This is a genomic window from Kitasatospora sp. NPDC059146 (assembly GCF_042786665.1).
GTDB lineage: Bacteria > Actinomycetota > Actinomycetes > Streptomycetales > Streptomycetaceae > Kitasatospora.
The window spans coordinates 36,570-55,852 of sequence record NZ_JBHZCY010000001.1; the positions used below are offsets into that span (position 1 = coordinate 36,570).

Here is a 19,283-nt window from a genome sequence, read left to right on the forward strand (position 1 = left end):
CACCCGCCGCCCCGGGGCGACACCCCGAGGAGAGGCGCGACCCATGACCACGCTCGTGCACGACGGCCGGGTCCTGACCCCCGCGGCAGCCGACCCGACCGGACCGGGCGTCGACTTCCGCACCGAGCTGCTGACCTCCGTCAACTTCCGGCGGGTCCACGCCGGCGCCCGGCCGCTCACCCCGGACGGACGGCTGGACGCCGCCGCCCAGCGCCACGCCGCCGACCTCGCCGCGCACGACCTCCTCCAGCAGGACGGCACCGACGGCAGCACGCCCTGGCACCGGATCCGGGCGGCCGGCTTCGCGTTCCGCTTCGCCGCCGAGCTCATCGCCCCGGCCGACAGCGTGCCCCGGGCCGTCCAGCTGTGGATGAACAGCCCCCGGCACCGCGACGCCGTGCTCGACCCGCGCTTCGACCACCTCGGCACCGGCTTCGCCCCCGGCCGCTCCGGCGCCCCGGGCCGCTACGTGCTGACCCTCGGCCAGGTCTGACGGCCGACCGCACACCGCAGTGACGCAGTAACACCCACCGCACCCCACCCGAAGGAGAACCGCCATGACCACCCCCACCCGCCGCCTGCTCGCCGGCCTCGGCGCCGCCGCGGCCCTGGCCACCACCGTCCTGGTCGCCGCCCCCGCCGCCCAGGCGGCCACGCCCGGGCCCTGCGACCTCGGGCCGTCCGTCAGCGCCACCGTCAACGTCTTCAACGGCTCCGCCGGCGCCCTCGACCTGCCGTCCGACAACGAGACCAACGGGACGCGGGTCGGCACCTACACCGCCAACCAGTCCCCCGCCCAGACCTGGACGTTCTGGGACTACTGCGACGGCACCACCGCCATCTCGCACGGCGGCAGCGGCAAGGTGCTCGACCTCGACTCGCACGGCACCGGCGCCGTCCAGCTCTGGGACACCCCCGGCGGCTGGGACGGCCTCAACCAGCAGAACGGCCCCGGGATGGGCGCCAACCAGAAGTGGCGGCTGACCGACGAGGACCGCGGCTGGTACCTGATCCGCAACGTCGCCACCGGGCAGTGCCTCAAGGGCAACGGCATCGCCCAGTACACCTCGGTGACCTCCTGCAACGCCGCCGACCCGGCCCAGCGCTGGCACAAGTAGGCACCCCACGGGGCCCGTTCCGCCGGCCGGAGGCGGCCTGCGGAACGGGCCTATCCTCGGTCACGTGCCCCTCATCAGCCTGCACGACCGCACCGCCCTCGCCGAACGGTTCCGCACCGACCCCGCGCTGCACCTGTTCGAACTCGGCGACCTCGACGACACCCTCTGGCCCAACACCGCCTGGTACACCGCCGATCCCGACCACGGGCCGGTCGCCCTGCTCTACAGCGGCGGCGACACCCCGGTGCTGCTCGCCTTCGCCCGGCCCGCCGCCGTCCCCGCCCTGGAGGACCTGCTCGGCGCGCTGCGCCCCTTCCTGCCGCGCCGGTTCACGGCCGGGCTCCCGGACGGCGCCGAGCGGGCCCTCGCCCCCGACTACACCACCGAGCGGCGCACCCCGCTGCTGCGGATGATCCTCCCGGACCACGGGCTGCTCCCCGCCGAACCCGGCCACCGCGCCCGGCCGTTGACGCCGTCCGACCAGGGCGACCTGCGCGCCCTGCTGGCCGAGGGCTACCCCGAGTCCTGGTTCGACCCGCGGCTGCTCGCCGGCGGCGGCTACGTCGGCGTCCGCGAGCGGGGGCGGCTGCTGGCCGCCGCCGGGGTGCACGTGCACTCCCCCGCCCACCGGGTCGCCGTGCTCGGCAACGTCGTCACCCACCCCGACGCGCGCGGCCGCGGCCTCGCCCGCGCCTGCGTCACCGCACTGACCCGCCGGCTCGCCCCGACCACCGACCACCTGGGCCTCAACGTCCGCACCGACAACGCCCCGGCGATCCACCTCTACCGGCAGCTCGGCTTCACCACCGTCACCACCTACAACGAACTGGTGCTGACGGCGCGTTGAGCGGCGCCGCCCCCGGCTCCGGGTCGGCCGCCGGCCGGCGGGCCTGGCCGATCATCGTCACGGCATCCGTACGCATGGCGAACAGAATCGCACGGCACCGGATCGACCGAGGTGGCAGGCGGTTCGGGTACCACTGATCACGACTCGGCATCCCTTGTCACGAACCCGCGTGGGACTCGTCACGGCGGCGTCAAGACGGCGGCGAGGAATGGCGCCCGGCTTCCCCACTGCGCTATGAACGTCCCTCAGGAGAACCGCCGACACGGCGGTCCGCACGCACGGGGGACCTCACATGAAGACCATCCGCAACAGTCGCACCATGGCCCTGGCCGGCCTGGCCGTGGTCGGCGCGCTCACCATGACCGCCTGCAACGACGACGCCGCGTCGTCCGACAGCGCCACCACCCCGCCGGCCACCCAGGCCCCGGCCACGCCGTCCGCCGCGCCGACCACCCCGGCGGCCTCCGCCTCGGCGGCCGCGCCGACCGGCGGCACCGGCGGTGCGGCCACCGGCGGGACCACCGGCGGCGCCCCGGCCCAGGCCGGTGCGACGGCGGCGCCCGGCACCACGGTGAAGCTCGGCGACGCGGCGACCATCCCGTTCAGCTCGGGCAGCACCAAGGGCACCGTCGCGCTCGCGGTCACCTCGATCGACAAGGGCGACCCGGCCGACCTCACCTCGCTCAAGCTCGGCGACAAGGCCGCGGGCATGGTGCCGTACTACATCCGCTTCAAGGTCACCAACACCGGCAGCACCGACCTGTCCTTCTCCAGCCTGACCCAGGTGAAGGGCACCCTGCCGGACGGCTCGGAGGCCGCCGAGGTGATGCTGATCGGCAGCTTCGACAAGTGCCCGCACCCGTCCTTCCCGAAGGGCTTCACCAACGGGCAGTCGATCACCTCCTGCGTGCTGGCGCTGGCCCCGACGGCCACCAAGGTGTCGGGCGCCGAGTACTGGGGCGAGCCGTACACCCTGGGCAAGGGCGTCAACTGGAAGTGACCCGTCGACGGTGACCGGCGGCGACCGCCGGTGCACCTTCGACGACCCGGTGGGGGGGGCGGCTCCGGGCCGCCCCGCCCACCGGCACGGCCACCGGCGCGCCCGCCGGTCGGCCGTGGCCGGCCCGCGCTCAGCCCGCGGCCGGCCCGCCGTGGATCCGCAGGAAGGCGTCCACCCCGGACTCCGCCGTCCGCCGGACCTCCTCCTCGGCCACCGGCAGGGCGCCCCAGAAGGAGCGCTCGGCCACGCCGTGGAAGGTCAGCAGGGTGAACCGCTCGGCCGCGAGCCCCGGGTCCGGGACCGCCAGCAGCCCGCGCCCGCCGAGCTCCGCCAGGCACTGCGCGAGGGCGCGCTGGGCCGCCGCCGGGCCGGTCTCGAGCCAGGCCTCCAGGACGTCCGCCGGGATGTTGGCCACCTCGGCCCGGATCGCCCGGCCGAGCGCCCCGAGCTCACCCGCGGCCGGCGCCGCGTTCGCCCGTTCCACCGCGAAGGCGGTGAGGGCGCGCCGCACGTCCACCGCCCCGTCCAGGTGCTCCGCCAGCAACTCCCGCATCCGCTCGGCCAGTTCCGCCGAGTTCTGCAGTGCCACCGACAGGAAGAGGGTCTCCTTGTCGGCGAAGTGGTTGTAGACCGTGCGCTTGGACACCCCGGCCTCGGCCGCGATCGCGTCCATGCTGGCCCGGACGTACCCCTCCCGCCCGAACACCGTGGTCGCGGCCCCGGTGATCGCCCTGCGCTTCTCCGGCCGTCCCGCTGCGCCCGTGGTCGCCACGACCTTCTCCTTCTCCGTCGGCGCCCCGCCGACCGTCTCAGAAACTGCCCGGTGTAGTGTCTGCTGGCCCGTTCACGAGCGGACTTGCCACCGAACAGGCGTGCTCTATGCTGCGTACGATCTCTACACCTCTGTAGAGCAAATCCGAAAACGGGCCTGCCCCCGAGCAGCAGCGGGAAACCGAGAACGGGAACCGGCCGGCCGAACACCAGCGTCCCGTACTGGCAGCGCCGCAACCGCTCTACCACGGCAGACCCGGCGCAGCGCCGACGTGGCGCGCGAAGCACGGGAACACCCGGGGGTGAGTGAGTGGCGGGGCAGCGAGGACGTTCGTCCGACCAGGGTTCGCGACGGCGGACGACGAGCCGGCCCGCGGGCCCCACACGTCCCTTCTCCGGCGGGCCCGCACTGCCCGCGGTGGCGGCCCTCGGGCTGCCGCTGGTCGGCGCGGTGGTCGACGAGTTCTCCGGGCCGGGCATGGGCCTGGCCTTCGCGGTGTGCGCGGTGCTCGGCACCGGCGTCGCGGCCGGGCTCAGCACCCGCCGCGGCTGGTGGTGGGTGGTCGCCGCCTCCCCGCTGGTGGTGCTCGGCGTGACGGCCGCGGCCGAACTGGCGGCGAACGGCGACACGTACCGGGGCAAGGCCCTGGCCACCGGCGCCGCGAAGTGGGTGGTGCACGGTTTCCCGGTGATGGCGCAGGCCGCCGTGGCGGCCCTGCTGGTGATCGTGGCCCGGGTGGTCCTGGACCGGAGGAGGCAGCATGGCTGACGAGCGTGGGCACGAGCGGGAACGGGAACGGCCGGGGGGCGGCCGGGCCGCCGACCGCAGGGCCGCGGCGGCCCCGGCGGCGGGGCGCCGCAACTCCCCGCTGCTGATCGCCGGCCGGGTGGTCGCCACCACGGTGGGCTTCGCGGTGTTCGCGGCCAGCGGGGTGGTCTGGTACGAGTACACGTCGCTGACCGACGGGATGACCACGTCCAACGCGATCGCGGAGACCAAGAAGGACGCCCCCAAGCACCTGGACAACTCGGTCAACCTGCTGCTGATCGGCCTGGACAGCCGCAAGGCCATGGACGGCTCCGACCTGCCCCCGCAGTTCGTCCAGGACGAACTGCACGCCGGGCACAGCTCGGACATCGGCGGCTACAACACCAACTCCCTGATCCTGCTGCACATACCGGCCGGCGGCGGCAAGGTGCAGGCGGTCTCCATCCCGCGCGACGACTACGTCATGACCTACAACGGCGACGGCTCCCAGCAGGGCATGCACAAGATCAAGGAGGCGTACGGCAACGCCAAGGACGCCTTCGACCGGAGCCCGAAGGCCAAGGGCCTCAAGGGCGCCGACCTGGAGAAGGCCGGCCGCGACGCCGGCCGCGCGGCCACCATCCGCACCGTCCAGACCTTCGTGAACCAGCCGGTGGACCACATCGCCGAGGTCAACCTGATGGGCTTCTACGACATCGCCAAGGCCGTGGAGCCGATCCAGGTCTGCCTGACCCACGACACCAAGGACCCGGCGATGGAGGGCCAGGGCTCCGGCGCCGACTTCAAGAAGGGCATCAACACCCTCAACGCCTCCCAGGCGCTGGCCTTCGTCCGCCAGCGCCACAACCTGGACGACGGCAAGGGCAACACCGGCGACTTCGCCCGCACCCACCGCCAGCAGGCCTTCATCTCCTCCGTCGTGCACAAGCTCAAGCAGGACGGCATCATCAGCGACCTCGGCAAGCTCAAGGACCTGTTCGGCGTCGTCCAGAAGGACCTGGTGATCGACAACGAGTGGAACGTCCTGGACTTCGCCCAGCAGGCCCCGGCGCTGACCGGCGGCAACGTCGAGTTCAACACCCTGACCTTCGACGGCTTCGGCACCAGGAACGGCCAGGACGTCAACCTGGTCACCCCCTCGAAGATCCAGAAGGTGGTCAAGCAGCTGTTCGGCTACGCCGACGCGGCCGCCCCGGCGGGCGGCGCCACCGACGCCCCCACCACCGAGGCCCCGGCCAGCCCCTCGCCGAGCGCGACCGCCCCGGCCAAGGCGGCCTCCCCGGCCACCGTCGACGTGTACAACGCCTCCACCGCCGCCGGGGTCTCCTCCTCCGCCGAGGCCAAGGCCCTGGTCGCGATGGGCTTCAAGGAGGGCACCACCGGCCCGGCCCGCAGCAAGCCGAAGACCACCACGGTGACCTACGGCAAGGGCGCCAAGGAGGCCGCCGACCAGGTCGCCGCCCGCTACGGCGTGACCGCCACCGAGTCCGCCAGCGCCGCCGCCGACCACGTGGTGGTCACCCTCGGCACCGCCTTCACCGGCGCCGACGACAAGTCCGCCGCCCCCGGCGGCCCCGCCCCCACCGGCGACCCGGCCGCCAACCTGCCGATGCAGGGCCCCGGCGTCGACGCCACGTCCGACGGCGGCATCCCCTGCGTCTTCTGACGCGAACCGCGGCACCGCACGAGGGAGGTCCCCGCCGGGGCCTCCCTCGGCGCTTTCCCTGGCCGACCCTTGACCGACTCCTGGCCGACTCCTGGCATGATTCTCCGTACTGTGTATAGTGTACTGCGTACGGGATAACCGTGCGCAGTGACGAGAGGGCTCCGTATGCAGATCACCAGCACCGTCGTCTCCCTGACCGTCGAGGACACCACCCCCTCCGCCGCCTTCCTCCAGCGGCACTTCGGCTACACCGAGCTGATGTCCGCCGACGGCTTCGTCTCGCTCGGCCACCCCGGCGGCGGGGTCGGCGTCGTCTACCTGCGGCGCGGGCTGGAGGTGCTGCCCGAGGAGCAGCGGCACCGGACCGCGGACGGGGTGATCCTGGCGTTCACCGTCGAGGACGTCGCGGCGGAGGAGGCGCGACTGCGCGGCGAGGGGGTCGAGATCACCCTGCCGCTGCGCGAGGAGCCGTGGGGCGAGAGGCTCTTCCAGGTCACCGACCCGAACGGGGTCCCGATCGAGCTGGTGGAGTGGGCCCGGCCGTAGCCGTGAACGCGTGGGCGCCCCCGTCCCGGAAGGGGACGGGGGCGCCCACGCGTCGCGTCGCGGCGGGACCGGGCGGGGTGGTCAGTCCACCGTCCAGGCGTCGCCGCCCGCCAGCAGGGCCGCCAGGTCGCCCGGCCCGCGGTGGGCGACGGCGGTGGCCAGCTGGCTGTCCATCAGCTCGTCGTAGACCGGGCGCCGGACGTCGCGCAGCACGCCGATCGGCGTGTGGTGCAGGGTGTCCGCGTCGGCGATCCGGGAGAGCGCGAAGGCGCCGGTCGGGCCGGCCGCGTGGGCGTCGTGCACCAGCACCCGCGCCTCGTTCTCCGGCGTCACCGGGGCGGTGGACAACTCGCCGTCCTCGCCCCGGAAGACGCCGTTGGCCCCGTCCGCGCCGAAGCGGATCGGCCGCCCGTGCTCCAGCCGGATCAGCGCCTCGTCCCGGGTGCCGGCGTCCTTGAGCACCTCGAAGGCGCCGTCGTTGAAGATGTTGCAGTTCTGGTAGATCTCCACCAGCGCCGTGCCCTCGTGCTCGGCCGCCGCCCGCAGCACCGACTGCAGGTGCTGGCGGTCCGAGTCGATGGTGCGGGCGACGAAGGAGGCCTCGGCGCCGATCGCCAGCGACAGCGGGTTGAACGGCGCGTCCAGCGAGCCCATCGGGGTCGACTTGGTGATCTTGCCGAGCTCGCTGGTCGGCGAGTACTGGCCCTTGGTGAGGCCGTAGATCCGGTTGTTGAACAGCAGGATCTTGAGGTTGACGTTGCGCCGCAGGGCGTGGATCAGGTGGTTGCCGCCGATCGACAGCGCGTCGCCGTCCCCGGTCACCACCCACACGCTGAGGTCCCGCCGGGAGGAGGCCAGCCCGGTCGCGATCGCCGGCGCCCGGCCGTGGATCGAGTGCACCCCGTAGGTGTTCATGTAGTACGGGAAGCGCGAGGAGCAGCCGATGCCGGAGACGAAGACCGTGTTCTCCCGCCTGATGCCGAGCTCCGGCATGAAGGACTGCACCGCGGCCAGGACCGCGTAGTCCCCGCAGCCCGGGCACCAGCGCACCTCCTGGTCGGTCTTGAAGTCCCGGGCGCTCTGCGGCCCGTCGGCCTTGGGCACCAGCTCCAAGGACGGGAACGCGTGCTCACTCATCGGTGGTCCTCCTCGTCCAGGGTGCCGATCGCCGCCCACAGCACGTCCGCCAACTGCGCCGCCTTGAACGGCAGTCCGCGCACCTGGTTGTAGGACTCGGCGTCCACCAGGTACTTCGCCCGCAGCAGCAGCGCGAGCTGGCCCAGGTTCATCTCGGGCACGATGACCTTCTCGTAACTGCGCAGCACCGAGCCCAGGTTGGCCGGGAACGGGTTGAGGTTGCGCAGGTGCGCCTGGGCGACCTCGCCGCCGTCCGCGCGCACCCGGCGCACCGCTGCGGTGATCGGGCCGTAGGTCGAGCCCCAGCCGAGCACCAGCACCCGGGCGTCGCCGGTCGGGTCGTCGACCTCCAGCGGCTTGACGGTGATCCCGTCGACCTTGGCCTGCCGGGTGCGGACCATCAGGTCGTGGTTGGCCGGGTCGTAGGAGATGTTCCCGGTGCCGTCCTGCTTCTCGATGCCGCCGATCCGGTGCTCCAGGCCGGCCGTGCCGGGCACCGCCCAGGGGCGGGCCAGGGTGTGCTGGTCCCGCAGGTACGGCCAGAAGGCGCCGTCCTCGCGGTTCGGGCCGGTCGCGAACTTCGGTTCGATCTCCGGCAGTTCGTCGACCTCCGGGATCCGCCAGGGCTCCGAGCCGTTCGCCAGGTAGCCGTCCGAGAGCAGGAACACCGGGGTGCGGTAGGTCACCGCGATCCGGGCCGCCTCCAGCGCCGCGTCGAAGCACTCGGCGGGCGTGGCCGGGGCGACGATCGGCACCGGCGCCTCGCCGTTGCGGCCGAACATCGCCTGCAGCAGGTCCGCCTGCTCGGTCTTGGTCGGCAGGCCGGTGGACGGGCCGCCGCGCTGGATGTCCACCACCAGCAGCGGCAGTTCCAGCGAGACCGCCAGGCCGATCGTCTCCGACTTGAGCGCCACGCCCGGCCCGGAGGTGGTGGTCACGCCGAGCGCCCCGCCGAAGGCCGCGCCGAGCGCGGCGCCGATGCCGGCGATCTCGTCCTCGGCCTGGAAGGTGCGCACCCCGAAGTTCTTGTGCCGGCTCAGCTCGTGCAGGATGTCCGAGGCCGGGGTGATCGGGTACGAGCCCAGGTAGAGCGGCAGCCCGGAGCGCTGCCCGGCGGCGATCAGCCCGTAGGACAGCGCCAGGTTGCCGGAGATGTTGCGGTAGCGCCCGGCCGGGAGCTTGGCCGGCGGCACCTCGTAGGAGACCGCGAAGGACTCGGTGGTCTCGCCGAAGTTCCAGCCCGCCCGGAAGGCGCTGATGTTGGCCTCGGCGATCTGCGGCTTCTTGGCGAACTTGGCGCGCAGGAAGGACTCGGTGCCGTGGGTGGGCCGGTGGTACATCCAGGACAGCAGGCCCAGGGCGAACATGTTCTTCGCCCGCTCGGCGTCCTTGCGGGCCAGCCCGCTGTCCTTGAGCGCCTCCAGGGTCAGCGTGGTGAGCGGGACCCGGTGCAGGTGGAAGGCGTCCAGCGAGTCGTCGCCGAGCGGGTCCGCGGCGTAACCGACCTTGGCCAGCGCGCGCTTGGTGAACTCGTCGGTGTTGACGATGATCTCCGCGCCGCGCGGCAGGTCCGGCAGGTTCGCCTTCAGGGCCGCCGGGTTCATCGCCACCAGCACGTTCGGGGCGTCGCCCGGGGTGAGGATGTCGTGGTCGGCGAAGTGCAGTTGGAAGGACGAGACGCCCGGCAGGGTGCCGGCGGGGGCCCGGATCTCGGCCGGGAAGTTCGGCAGCGTGGAGAGGTCGTTGCCGAACGCGGCCGTCTCCGAGGTGAACCGGTCCCCGGTGAGCTGCATGCCGTCGCCGGAGTCCCCCGCGAAGCGGATGATCACCCGGTCGAGTCTGCGAACGGGCTTGGGGCGCCTCTCCGGTGGACCGCCCGGGGCGTGCGGGCCGGCTGGTCCGGCCGCTCCGGGGCGTCCGTCACCACTGCCGGTACGACCCTCGTCGCCGCCCGATCCGTCCACTGCCTCCGACTGATCGACCTGACTGGTCACTGCCGCGGACCTCCTCGTGGACGCACCACCGCGGGCGCGGCCCCGTGCCCCGTCCGCTTGGTGCACCGCTCGCATCCTATGCGCGCGACCTCGGGCCCGGTTGGAACTCCCGCAGGAATTTCCCCCGCCCACGCCGGTACCGCACCCAAGGACAACGCCCGGCCGCCGGAGATCATTCCGGGTACGGAGCAGCCGCCCCGCGGCGGGCGCCCCGAACAGCCCCCGAGCAAACCCCGGACGGCCCGAACAGCCCCGGGCGGCCCCGGGCGGCCCCGGGCTAGGAGTTGAGGTAGGTCAGCACCGCGAGCACCCGGCGGTGGTCCTCCGCACTCTGCGCCAGCCCCAGCTTGAGGAAGATGTTGCTGACGTGCTTCTCCACCGCCCCGTCGGACACCACCAGCTGCTTGGCCACGGCGGCGTTGGTGCGCCCCTCCGCCATCAGACCGAGCACCTCGCGCTCGCGCGGCGTGAGATTGGCCAGGACGTCGCCCTTGCGGCTGCGGCTGAGCAGCTGCTGCACCACCTCCGGGTCCAGCGCGGTGCCGCCCTCGGCGACCCGCACCACCGCGTCCGCGAACTCGCGCACCTCGGCGACCCGGTCCTTCAACAGGTAGCCGACGCCCCGGGTCGACCCGGCCAGCAGCTCGGAGGCGTAGCGCTCCTCCACGAACTGCGACAGCACCAGCACGCCCAGCTGCGGATAGCGCCCGCGCAGCTCCACGCAGGCGCGCAGGCCCTCGTCGGTGTGGGTCGGGGGCATCCGCACGTCCGAGACCACCACGTCCGGCAGGGCGTCCGCCGCCGCCAGGTCGTGGATCGTCTTCACCAGGGCCGCGCCGTCCCCGACCCCCGCCACGACCTCCAGGCCGCGGTCGGTGAGCAGCCTGGTCAGGCCTTCCCGGAGCAGTACGGAGTCCTCGGCGATGACGACGCGGCGCATGGCGACCTTCCGGGCAGGCGTGAGCTGACGGGTGTCAGTCTCCCCCATCCGCCCGCGCCCGCACGGGCTCGGGGTCGGATCCGCCCGGGGACGCTCACATGGTGCGGATGGCCACCGCGTCGCACAGCCCGTCCAGGGCGGCCTTCGCCGCGCAGTCCGGCAGCGGGGCCAGCAGCGCCCGGGCCTCCTCGGAGTGCCGCAGGGTCTCCCGGCGGGCGCGCTCCAGGGCGGGGTGGGCGCGCAGCAGGCGCAGCGCCTCGGCGTGCAGGTCGTCGTCCGAGAGGTCCCCGTCGAGCAGTTCGCGCAGCCGGGTGTCGGCCGGGTCGTCCGGGTCGGCCGGCATCTGCTCCAGCAGCAGGGTCGGCAGGGTCGGCACGCCCTCGCGCAGGTCGGTGCCGGGGGTCTTGCCGGACTCGTGGCCGTCGCTGGCGACGTCCAGGACGTCGTCGGCGAGCTGGAAGGCGATGCCGATCCGCTCGCCGAACTCGCCGAGGGTGTCCACCAGTGCGGGCGGGGCGCCGGCCATCAGCGCTCCTATCCGGCAGGAGACGGCGATCAGCGATCCGGTCTTGCCGGCCAGCACGTCCAGGTAGTGCAGCAGCCGGTCGGCCTCCGGGCCGGGGCCGCGGGTCTCCAGGATCTGGCCGGTCACCAGCCGCTCGAAGGCCTCGGCCTGCATCCGGACCGCCTCCGGGCCGAGGTCGGCCAGCACCTGGGAGGCGCGGGAGAACAGGAAGTCGCCGGTGAGGATGGCCACCGAGTTGTCCCAGCGGGAGTTGGCGCTCTCCGCGCCGCGGCGCACCGGGGCCTCGTCCATCACGTCGTCGTGGTACAGCGTGGCCAGGTGGGTCAGCTCGACGACCACCGCGGCCGGCACCACCCCGGGCGCCCCCGGGTCGCCGAACTGGGCGGCCAGCAGCAGGAGCAGCGGGCGGAAGCGCTTGCCGCCGGCCTCGATCAGGTGGGAGGCGGTGACGGTGATGAAGGGGACGTCGCTCTTGACGGCCTCGGAGAGCGCCGCCTCCACCGCGTCCAGTCCGGCCTGGACGTCCCGGGTCAGGTCGCGGTCCTGCACGCTGAGCCCGAAGGGTCCCACGACGGTCACGAAGACCACTCCTCTGTCCCTGGTCGATCTAGCGGCCTGGTCCCTGAGTGCCGCCGCTGGCCATACAGGCAGGGTATCCGGTCGCGAGTGGATCACTGCACGGGCGTGCGGATCCCGTCATGACCGCGCCGGAAGCCCTGGTCAGGAGGCCTGCGCGGACGCAGCGGCGGTGGGGGCGAATTCATCGGGAAACACAGACCGGAGATCGGCCCGCGGATCCGGGCCGATCTCCGAACAAACCGACCGGCTACGGTCAGTACGCGAACAGCGAGGCCTTGGACGCGAGGTCCAGGAAGTACTGCGGCAGCAGGCCCAGACCCAGCGTGACCAGCACCCCCGCCCCGATCGCGGTCGCCGTGAAGGCGCTCGGGATCGCCACCGTCGGACCGCCCGGCTGCGGGTCGGAGAAGAACATCAGCACGATCACCCGGATGTAGAAGAACGCGGCCACCGCCGAACTCAGCACACCCACGATCACCAGCGGCGTCGCCCCGCCGGCCGCCGCCGCCTGGAACACCGCGAACTTCCCGGTGAAGCCGGAGGTCAGCGGGATCCCGGCGAAGGCCAGCAGGAACAGCGCGAAGACCGCCGCCACCAGCGGCGAGCGCCGCCCCAGCCCCGCCCAGCTGGACAGGTGGGTCGCCTCCCCCTTGGAGTCGCGCACCAGGGTGACCACGGCGAAGGCCCCCAGCGTCACGAAGGAGTACGCCGCCAGGTAGAACAGCACCGAGGACAGGCCCTGCTTGTTGACCGCGATCACCCCGGTCAGGATGAACCCGGCGTGCGCGATCGAGGAGTACGCCAGCAGCCGCTTGACGTCCTGCTGGGTCACCGCCAGCACCGCGCCGACCACCATGGTCAGGATCGCCACGCCCCACAGCACCGGCCGCCAGTCCAGCCGCAGGCCCGGGAAGGCCACGTAGAACAGCCGCAGGAACGCCCCGAACGCGGCGACCTTGGTGGCCGCGGCCATGAAGCCGGTCACCGGGGTCGGCGCGCCCTGGTAGACGTCCGGGGTCCAGGAGTGGAACGGCACCGCGCCCACCTTGAACAGCAGGCCCACCGCCAGCAGCGCCAGGCCGGTCAGCAGCAGCGCGTCGCTCTGGGTGCTGCTCAGCTGCGCCGGGGTCGTCATCGCCTTGCCGGAGATGACGTCCGCGATGTCGCCGAGCTTGACGCTGCCCGCGTAGCCGTACAGCAGCGCGGTGCCGAACAGGAAGAACGCCGAGGCGAAGGCGCCCAGCAGGAAGTACTTGACCGCCGCCTCCTGGGACAGCAGCCGGCGGCGCCGGGCCAGCGCGCACAGCAGGTACAGCGGGAGGGAGAAGACCTCCAGCGCCACGAACATGGTCAGCAGGTCGTTGGCGGCCGGGAAGAGCAGCATGCCGCCGACCGCGAACAGGGTCAGCGGGAAGACCTCGGTGGTCGCGAAGCCGGCCCGGACCGCGTCCCGCTCCTGCTCCCCGCCCGGGGTGGCGGACGCCTGGGCGGCGAAGGCGTCGGCGGGCAGGCCGCCGGCCTTGGGCTCCAGCCTGCGCTCCGCGTAGGTGAGCACCGCGACGACGGCGACCAGCAGGATCACGCCCTGGAGGAACAGCGCCGGGCCGTCCAGGGCGACCGACTCCATGGCCAGCAGGTCGACCCGCGGCGCGCCGTGGCCCTGCGTCGCCAGCACCACCACGGCGGCGAACGCGCCGGCCAGCGCGACCAGCGCCAGCGACACCTGGGTCCAGTGCCGCAGCCGGCGCGGGACGAAGGCCTCGACCAGGACGCCCGCCACGGCGGCCCCGAAGACCACCAGCATCGGGGAGAGTTGGCCGTACTCGATGTGCGGCGCCGGGATGCCGGGGGTGTTGCCGCCGACGGCGGCGAGCACTGCGGTGGCACTCACTTCTGCTCACCTCCTGAGGTGGCGGCGACCGGGTGGGCCGGCGCCGGGTCGGTCCGGTGGACCTGCGAGAGCGTCGCGTCCACCGAGGGGTTCACCAGGTCGGTGAGCGGCTTCGGGTACACCCCGAGCAGGATCGTCAGCGCCACCAGCGGTGCCACCACGGCCAGTTCCCGGACCTTGAGGTCGGGCATCGCGCGCACGCCCTCCTTCACCGGGCCGGTCATGGTGCGCTGGTACAGCAGCAGCGCGTACAGCGCGGCCAGCACGATGCCGAGGGTGGCGACGACGCCGATCGCCGGGTAGCGGGTGAAGGTGCCCACCAGCACCAGGAACTCGCTGACGAACGGGGCCAGTCCCGGCAGCGACAGGGTCGCCAGGCTGCCGATCAGGAAGGTCCCGGCGAGCACCGGGGCGACCTTCTGCACGCCGCCGTAGTCGGCGATCAGCCGCGAGCCGCGGCGCGAGATCAGGAAGCCGGCCACCAGCATCCACGCGGCGGTGGAGAGGCCGTGGTTGACCATGTAGAGGGTCGCGCCGCTCTGCCCCTGGCTGGTCATCGCGAAGACGCCCATGATGATGAAGCCGAAGTGCGAGATCGAGGCGTAGGCGACCAGCCGCTTGATGTCCTTCTGGCCGACCGCCAGCAGCGCGCCGTAGACGATCCCGACCAGCGACAGCACCAGGATCGCCGGGGCGAAGGTCTTCGAGGCGTCCGGGAACAGCCCGAGGCAGAAGCGCAGCATCGCGAAGGTGCCGACCTTGTCCACCACCGCGGTGATCAGCACCGCGGTGCCGGCCGTCGCCTCGCCCATCGCGTTCGGCAGCCAGGTGTGCAGCGGCCACAGCGGGGCCTTCACCGCGAAGGCGAAGAAGAAGCCGAGGAACAGCGCGTTCTGCGCCGTCCCGGACAGCTTGAGGCTGCCGTCGGCGATCGCCCCGGTGAGGGTCGGCAGGTCGAAGGTGCCGAAGCCCTGCTCCTGGGCGATCACGTACAGCCCGATCACCGCGGCCAGCATCACCAGGCCGCCGAGCAGGTTGTACAGCAGGAACTTGACGGCCGCGTAGGAGCGCTGGCGCGCCGAGTCCGGGCCGCCGGCCCGGTCGCCGAAGCCGCCGATCAGGAAGTACATCGGGATCAGCATGGCTTCGAAGAACACGTAGAACAGGAAGACGTCGGTGGCGTAGAAGGACACCACCACCATCGCCTCCACCGCCAGGATCAGGGCGAAGAAGGCCTGGGTGCGCCGTTTGTTCTCGAAGCTGCCGTCGGGGCCCGGGGCGGCCGGGTCCGCGTCGTGCCAGGAGGCCAGCATCACCATCGGCACCAGGACGGCCGTCAGCAGGGCCAGCACCGCGCCGATGCCGTCCACGCCGAGCGAGAAGGTGATGCCGAAGGAGCGGATCCAGCTGTACGACTCGGTCAGCTGGAACCGGGCGCCGTGCGGGTCGAAGCGCAGCGCCACCAGGGCGGCCAGCACCAGGGTCACCCCCGACACGGCCAGCGCGACGGTCTTGATGGTGCGCCGCCGGGCCGCGTTCGACCCGGCGGGCAGGGCGGCGGTCAGCACCGCGCCGGCCGCCGGGACGGCACAGGTGGTGGTCAGTAGCACGCTCACGGCCTGGCCTCCCGACGCGTTTCCCCGCCCCGAGCCGAAGGGCGCGCCGGTGCCGAGAGCGATGAGCGACCAGCGACCGACGAAGGAGGGAGTGCCGGAGCGAAGAGTGCCGGCGCCGGGTCCGAGCGCCCGGAGGCGAGCGGGCGAATCACAGTCATCACACGGACCTCATCAGGAGAGTCGAGGCGACCAGCACCAGCGTGCCGCCGAACATGGAGAGCGCGTACGAGCGGACGAAGCCGTTCTGGACCCGCCGCAGCCGGCCGGACAGGCCCCCGATGAGGGCGGCCAGGCCGTTGACGAAGCCGTCCAGGCCGCGGCTGTCGAAGTAGACCAGGGTCGCCGCCAGCGCCGAGCCCGGCCGCACCAGCACCGCGTGGTTGAAGTCGTCCTGCAGCAGGTCGCGGCGGGCCGCCCGGGTGAGCGGGGAGCCGACCGGCGGCACCACCGGGACGGGCGAGCGCCCGTACATCAGGTACGCCAGCCCGACGCCGGCCAGCATGCAGGCCGTGGTCAGCCCGGTGACCGTCCAGGAGCCGAGCGGCGGGTTGCCCTCGCTGTGGCCGGTGACCGGCTCCAGCCACTTCAGGAAGGAGCCGTGGTAGACGAACAGCCCGCCGGCGAAGACCGAGCCGAAGGCCAGCAGGACCATCGGCACGACCATGGTCCGCGGCGACTCGTGCGGGTGCGGGAGGTTGCCCTCGGCGTCCGGCTGCCAGCGCTTCTCGCCGAAGAAGGTCAGCAGCATCACCCGGGTCATGTAGAACGCGGTGACGGCCGCGCCGACCAGCGCGCACAGGCCGAGGATCCAGCCCTCGGTGCCGCCCTTGGCGAAGGCCGCCTCGATGATCTTGTCCTTGGAGAAGAAGCCGGACAGCCCGGGGAAGCCGATGATGGCCAGGTAGCCCAGGCCGAACGTGGCGAAGGTCCACGGCATGTGCCGCCACAGGCCGCCGTAGCGGCGCATGTTCACCTCGTCGTCCATGCCGTGCATGACCGACCCGGCGCCGAGGAACAGCCCGGCCTTGAAGAAGCCGTGGGTCACCAGGTGCATGATCGCGAAGACGTAGCCGATCGGGCCCAGCCCGGCCGCCAGGACCATGTAGCCGATCTGCGACATGGTCGAGCCGGCCAGCGCCTTCTTGATGTCGTCCTTGGCGCAACCGACGGCCGCACCGAACAGCAGCGTCACCGCACCGACCACCACCACGGCGGTCTGGGCGTCCGGCGCCAGGTCGAAGATCGCCGAGGACCGGGTGATCAGGTAGACCCCGGCGGTCACCATGGTGGCCGCGTGGATCAGGGCCGAGACCGGGGTCGGGCCCTCCATCGCGTCCCCCAGCCAGGACTGCAGCGGCACCTGCGCCGACTTGCCGCACGCGGCCAGCAGCAGCATCAGGCCGATCGCCGTCAGCCTGCCCTCGCTCGCCCCGTGCACCGCCCCGACCGCGCCCTCCGAACCGAGGACCGGGGTGAAGGCGAAGGAGCCGAACTCGGCGAACATCAGCATGATCGCGATCGACAGGCCCATGTCGCCGACCCGGTTGACCAGGAACGCCTTCTTCGCGGCCGTCGCCGCACTCGGCTTGTGCTGCCAGAAGCCGATCAGCAGGTACGAGGCCAGGCCCACGCCCTCCCAACCGAAGTACAGCAGGAGGTAGTTGTCCGCCAGCACCAGCAGCAGCATGGCGGCCAGGAACAGGTTCAGGTACGCGAAGAAGCGGCGCCGGCGCTCGTCGTGCGCCATGTAGCCCACCGAGTACAGGTGGATCAGCGTGCCCACCCCGGTGATCAACAGCACGAAGGTCATCGACAACTGGTCGAGCCGGAACGAGACGTCGGCCTGGAAGGCGTTCACCGGCACCCAGCTGAACAGGTGCTTCGTCACCGCCCGGTGCTCGACGTCCCGGCCCAGCATGTCCGAGAACAGGGCCAGGCCGAAGCCGAACGAGAGCGCGGCGAGCGCGGTCGCCAGCCAGTGGCCGAAGCGGTCGAAGGCCCGACCGCCCAGGAGCAGCAGGGCGGCACCGGCCAGCGGAGCCGCCACCAGCAGCGGAATGAGAGAGTTCACCGAAGGTCCTCCGCCTACAGCTTCATCAGATTGCTGTCGTCGACCGAAGCGGAGTGCCTGGTCCGGAAGATGGAGACGATGATGGCGAGGCCGACCACGACCTCGGCCGCCGCCACCACCATCGTGAAGAACGCGATGATCTGACCGTCCAGGGTCCCGTGCAGCCGGGAGAACGTCACCAGTGCCAGGTTCGAGGCGTTCAGCATCAGCTCGACGCACATGAACAGCACCACCGCGTTGCGCCGGATCAACACCCCGGACGCGCCGATGGTGAACAACAGGGCGGACAGATAGAGGTAGTTGACCGGATTCACCGCTCTCCCTCCCCGGCCTCGCGCGGCTCGGACCCGTGGCCCGGGACCGGCTCCAGGGGCCCGCGCGGAGCCGCCACCACCGGCCGCTCCGAGGACGGCCGGCCCAGCCAGTCCGCCGTACTGTTCTCCAGCTCCGCCATCCGCCGCAGCATCTCCTGGCTGACGTCCCGGACCTGGCCGCGCTCGCGCAGCGTCGCCATCACCGAGTCCTCCGCGATCGTGCCGTCCGGCAGCAGCGCCGGCACGTCCACCGCGTTGTGCCGCGCGTACACGCCCGGCGCCGGCAGCGGCGGCAACTGGATGTTGTCCCGCACCCGCTGCTCCGCCAGCTCCCGCTGGGTCTTCGGCGCCTTCACGTGCTCCCGGTGGGTCAGCACCATCGCGCCGACCGCCGCCGTGATCAGCAGCGCGCCGGTGACCTCGAAGGCCCACACGTAGCGGGTGAAGATCAGCCGGGCCAGGCCCGGCACGTTGCCCTCGGCGTTCGCCTCGGCCAGCCCGGTGAAGTGGTCCAGCCGCGCGTTCGCGATGCCCGCGATCAGCAGCACCCCGAAGCCCAGCCCGCACAGCACCGCCGCGAACCGCTGGCCCTTCAACTGCTCCTTGAGGGAGTCCTCGCTGGTCACGCCGACCAGCATCACCACGAACAGGAACAGCATCATGATCGCGCCGGTGTACACCACGATCTGCACCACGCCCAGGAACACCGCGCCCTGGGCCATGTAACAGACCGCCAGCGCCAGCATGGTCGCCGCCAGGCACAGCGCGCTGTGCACCGCCTTGCGCATCAGCAGCATCCCCAGCGCGCCACCGACCGCGATCACCGCGAGCACCCAGAACTGGACGGCCTCACCCGTGGAGGTCGTCCCGCCCGCCGCCGCCAGCTGTGCGATCACTGCCGCACCTCCTTCTCCCGGTCGGTGCGCTCCTGCTGGACCGTCCCCGGCGCCGCCCCCGTGATCTCGCCCCGGTAGTACGCACCCTCGTCGGTGCCCGGGAAGATCGCGTGCGGGGTGTCGACCATGTCCTCCGACAGGCCCACCAGCAGCTGCTCCTTGGTGAAGATCAGGTCCTTGCGGGAGGAGTCCGCCAGCTCGTACTCGTTGGTCATCGTCAGCGCCCGGGTGGGACAGGCCTCGATGCACAGCCCGCACAGGATGCAGCGGGCGTAGTTGATCTGGTACACCGCGCCGTAGCGCTCACCCGGCGAGTAGCGCTCCTCGTCCCGGTTGTCCGCGCCCTCCACGTAGATCGCGTCGGCCGGGCAGGCCCACGCGCACAGCTCGCAGCCGACGCACTTCTCCAGCCCGTCCGGATGCCGGTTCAGCTGGTGGCGGCCGTGGAAGCGCGGAGCCGTGGGCTTCTTCTGCTCCGGGTACTGCTCGGTCAGCCGCTTCTTGAACATGGCCTTGAAGGTCACGCCGAAACCGGCGGCCGGACCGAGCACCGACGGCCGGTCGGCCCGCTCGGGCCGGCCCGTCTGGTCGGACGACATCGC

General features: G+C 72.4%; 18 protein-coding genes. 7 read left to right on the top strand and 11 right to left on the bottom strand.

Annotated features, from left to right (window positions below; all coding sequences use genetic code 11):
- The first annotated feature begins 43 nt into the window (after positions 1-43).
- From ACFXPX_RS00195 to ACFXPX_RS00210, 4 genes are all read left to right on the top strand, one after another.
- Complete coding sequence (locus tag ACFXPX_RS00195) at positions 44-493, top strand: CAP domain-containing protein (protein WP_380638843.1); 450 nt, start codon at positions 44-46, stop codon at positions 491-493.
- A 64-nt stretch (positions 494-557) separates the two neighbouring features.
- Positions 558-1,118, top strand: coding sequence for an RICIN domain-containing protein (locus tag ACFXPX_RS00200; RefSeq protein ID WP_375889020.1), 561 nt, complete (start codon positions 558-560; stop codon positions 1,116-1,118).
- Positions 1,119-1,182: 64 nt separating this feature from the next.
- Positions 1,183-1,965, top strand: a complete 783-nt coding sequence (locus tag ACFXPX_RS00205; protein WP_380531025.1) for a GNAT family N-acetyltransferase — start codon at positions 1,183-1,185, stop codon at positions 1,963-1,965.
- Positions 1,966-2,257: 292 nt separating this feature from the next.
- Positions 2,258-2,965: a hypothetical protein gene (locus tag ACFXPX_RS00210; protein ID WP_375889014.1), complete on the top strand. Its 708-nt coding sequence runs from the start codon at positions 2,258-2,260 to the stop codon at positions 2,963-2,965.
- Between the two features lie 130 nt (positions 2,966-3,095).
- Here ACFXPX_RS00210 and ACFXPX_RS00215 read toward each other — a convergent pair whose 3' ends face one another.
- Complete coding sequence (locus ACFXPX_RS00215) at positions 3,096-3,737, bottom strand: TetR/AcrR family transcriptional regulator (protein ID WP_380397464.1); 642 nt, start codon at positions 3,735-3,737, stop codon at positions 3,096-3,098.
- Between the two features lie 417 nt (positions 3,738-4,154).
- Here ACFXPX_RS00215 and ACFXPX_RS00220 point away from each other — a divergent pair, with 417 nt between their 5' ends.
- The 3 genes from ACFXPX_RS00220 (at position 4,155) to ACFXPX_RS00230 (ending at position 6,717) form a co-directional block, all read left to right on the top strand.
- Entirely contained in the window at positions 4,155-4,505 is a 351-nt protein-coding gene (locus tag ACFXPX_RS00220; protein WP_380590772.1) for a DUF6542 domain-containing protein, read from the top strand.
- The gene (locus ACFXPX_RS00225) at positions 4,498-6,171 is read left to right on the top strand and encodes an LCP family protein (RefSeq protein ID WP_380638845.1); all 1,674 of its coding nucleotides are present in this window, start codon (positions 4,498-4,500) and stop codon (positions 6,169-6,171) included. The genes ACFXPX_RS00220 and ACFXPX_RS00225 overlap by 8 nt, the downstream gene beginning before the upstream one ends.
- Before the next feature lie 165 nt (positions 6,172-6,336).
- The gene (locus tag ACFXPX_RS00230; protein WP_380531035.1) at positions 6,337-6,717 is read left to right on the top strand and encodes a VOC family protein; all 381 of its coding nucleotides are present in this window, start codon (positions 6,337-6,339) and stop codon (positions 6,715-6,717) included.
- Positions 6,718-6,798: 81 nt separating this feature from the next.
- Here the strand turns inward: ACFXPX_RS00230 and ACFXPX_RS00235 are convergent, their stop codons facing one another.
- The 10 genes from ACFXPX_RS00235 to nuoI all read right to left on the bottom strand — a co-directional run bounded on the left by ACFXPX_RS00235 (position 6,799) and on the right by nuoI (position 19,280).
- Positions 6,799-7,854: a 2-oxoacid:ferredoxin oxidoreductase subunit beta gene (locus ACFXPX_RS00235; protein ID WP_380590770.1), complete on the bottom strand. Its 1,056-nt coding sequence runs from the start codon at positions 7,852-7,854 to the stop codon at positions 6,799-6,801.
- The gene (locus ACFXPX_RS00240; RefSeq protein ID WP_380531041.1) at positions 7,851-9,848 is read right to left on the bottom strand and encodes a 2-oxoacid:acceptor oxidoreductase subunit alpha; all 1,998 of its coding nucleotides are present in this window, start codon (positions 9,846-9,848) and stop codon (positions 7,851-7,853) included. Before ACFXPX_RS00240 ends, ACFXPX_RS00235 begins: the two co-directional genes overlap by 4 nt.
- A 277-nt stretch (positions 9,849-10,125) precedes the next feature.
- Positions 10,126-10,788 (bottom strand): response regulator transcription factor, encoded by a 663-nt coding sequence (locus ACFXPX_RS00245; protein ID WP_360244863.1) that lies wholly within the window; start codon positions 10,786-10,788, stop codon positions 10,126-10,128.
- A gap of 94 nt (positions 10,789-10,882) precedes the next feature.
- Entirely contained in the window at positions 10,883-11,893 is a 1,011-nt protein-coding gene (locus tag ACFXPX_RS00250; RefSeq protein ID WP_375888997.1) for a polyprenyl synthetase family protein, read from the bottom strand.
- A gap of 253 nt (positions 11,894-12,146) precedes the next feature.
- Entirely contained in the window at positions 12,147-13,784 is a 1,638-nt protein-coding gene (gene nuoN, locus ACFXPX_RS00255) for an NADH-quinone oxidoreductase subunit NuoN (RefSeq protein ID WP_380638847.1), read from the bottom strand.
- Positions 13,781-15,400, bottom strand: coding sequence for an NADH-quinone oxidoreductase subunit M (locus ACFXPX_RS00260; protein WP_380590768.1), 1,620 nt, complete (start codon positions 15,398-15,400; stop codon positions 13,781-13,783). The genes nuoN and ACFXPX_RS00260 overlap by 4 nt, the downstream gene beginning before the upstream one ends.
- A 157-nt stretch (positions 15,401-15,557) precedes the next feature.
- Positions 15,558-17,471 (bottom strand): NADH-quinone oxidoreductase subunit L, encoded by a 1,914-nt coding sequence (gene nuoL / locus ACFXPX_RS00265; RefSeq protein WP_380638849.1) that lies wholly within the window; start codon positions 17,469-17,471, stop codon positions 15,558-15,560.
- 14 nt (positions 17,472-17,485) lie between these two features.
- On the bottom strand, positions 17,486-17,785 hold the full coding sequence (nuoK, locus tag ACFXPX_RS00270) for an NADH-quinone oxidoreductase subunit NuoK (RefSeq protein WP_360244848.1): 300 nt from the start codon (positions 17,783-17,785) through the stop codon (positions 17,486-17,488).
- Positions 17,782-18,678, bottom strand: coding sequence for an NADH-quinone oxidoreductase subunit J (locus tag ACFXPX_RS00275; protein ID WP_380531204.1), 897 nt, complete (start codon positions 18,676-18,678; stop codon positions 17,782-17,784). Before ACFXPX_RS00275 ends, nuoK begins: the two co-directional genes overlap by 4 nt.
- Positions 18,678-19,280: an NADH-quinone oxidoreductase subunit NuoI gene (gene nuoI, locus ACFXPX_RS00280; protein ID WP_375888986.1), complete on the bottom strand. Its 603-nt coding sequence runs from the start codon at positions 19,278-19,280 to the stop codon at positions 18,678-18,680. The genes ACFXPX_RS00275 and nuoI overlap by 1 nt, the downstream gene beginning before the upstream one ends.
- Positions 19,281-19,283: the final 3 nt, after the last annotated feature.